Raw genomic sequence first — 1,541 nt, forward strand, 5'->3', positions numbered from 1 at the left:
GCCCCCCCCCCCTCCACCCCCCCCCCGACCCCCTCGCCGAGCGCCCGGCCCGCCCCCCCCCCCCCCCCGCTCCCCAGGGTCTGTGGGGCATGGCGTTCAGCGTGGCTCCGGAATCATCCGCAGCGGACCGGCCGTGAGGCTCATCTGCGGCCTCGGCCGGATCTTCGTCCCCGGAATCGGGCGCATCCGCCAGCGGCCCGCGATCGCGGCCAGGGCGAGCGTCGCCTCCGTCATGCCGAAGACATCGCCGATGCACTTCCGGCTGCCCCCGCCGAACGGCAGATACGAGCCGCGCGTCACCTCCTTGGCCCGCTCGGGGAGCCAGCGGTCCGGGTCGAAGGACTCCGGGCGGGGGAAGAGGGCCGGATCGCGGTGCAGCACATACGGGCTGATCAGCACGTCCGACGCCGGGGGCAGCCGGCGCCCGCCGAGCTCGGTGGTCTCGGTGGTGGTCCGGGTGAACAGCCACGCGGGCGGGAAGAGCCGCAGCGCCTCGCTGAACACCCGCTGGGTGTAGGCGAGCCGGGGGACGTCGGCGTAGCGCGGGGCGCGCCCGCCCAGCACCTCGTCGACCTCGGCGTGCAGCGCGGCCTCGGCCCGGGGGTTGCGGCCGAGCAGGAACCAGACCCAGGTCAGCGCGGAGGCGGTGGTCTCGATCCCGGCCAGCAGCAGGGTCATGACCTGGTCGTGGATCTCCTGGTCCGACATCGTGCCGCCGGTCTCGTCGTCCTGTGCCGCGAAGAGTGCGGACAGCACATCGCCGCGGTCGCCGTCGTCCGACGCCTTGTAGTCGTCGATCATGCGGTCGATGAGCTGGTTGAGCCGGGCGAGGGCGTCGTCGAAGCGCCGGTTCGCCGCGAGCGGGAGTTTGGCCAGCAGCCCGGTGGGGTCGATCGCCTGCCGGTAGGCGCCCTCCACGACGATGGGCAGACAGTGCTGGATCTCGGCCACGGCATGCGGCGCCATATCGGTCGAGAAGAGCGCACGGGCCGTCACCCGGGCGGTGAGCGCGAGCATCTCGTGGCTGACGTCGATGGGCCGGCGCGCGGTCCACGCCGTGGACTCGGCCTCGCACTCCCGCTCCATCACCTCGGCGTACTTGGCGATCCGGGCGGTGTGGAACGCGGGCTGCACCAGCCGGCGCTGCCGCCGGTGGTCCGCCCAGTCGGAGGTGATCAGGCCGTTGCCCAGGATGGGCTTCGCCTTCTCCTTGACCGGCCCGCCGGTGTCGTAGACCCGCGCGTTCACCAGCACCTGCTGGATCAGCTCCGGATGACAGGGCAGATAGACGGGCCGGGGCCCCAGCCGGAGCTCGACCAGATCGCCGTGGGCGGGCAGGGAGGCCAGGAACTGAAGCGGCTTGCGGCCCATGAGCAGGGCATGGCCGGCCAGCGGAAGCCCGCCGGGGGCGACGGCGTGCCGCCAGTGGCGCGTCGCCGGTTGCTGCGCGGTCCTCATGCGGGAGGTGTCCTTCACTCGCGAGGTGGGGTACGGAAGGTGCGGGGCGGGTGGTGGGGTGGGGGGGGGCGGACGGCCAGCCC

At 73.5% G+C, this 1,541-nt stretch carries 1 protein-coding gene; it reads right to left on the reverse strand.

Annotated elements, in window-relative coordinates:
* Window positions 1–96: 96 nt before the first annotated feature.
* Complete coding sequence (locus tag ACFXB5_RS16690; protein WP_385208024.1) at window positions 97–1,458, reverse strand: cytochrome P450; 1,362 nt, start codon at window positions 1,456–1,458, stop codon at window positions 97–99.
* Between the last annotated feature and the right edge of the window lie 83 nt (window positions 1,459–1,541).

Origin of the sequence: Streptomyces sp. NPDC059455 (assembly GCF_042750115.1) — a bacterium.
GTDB classification, from domain to species: Bacteria; Actinomycetota; Actinomycetes; order Streptomycetales; family Streptomycetaceae; genus Streptomyces; species Streptomyces endocoffeicus.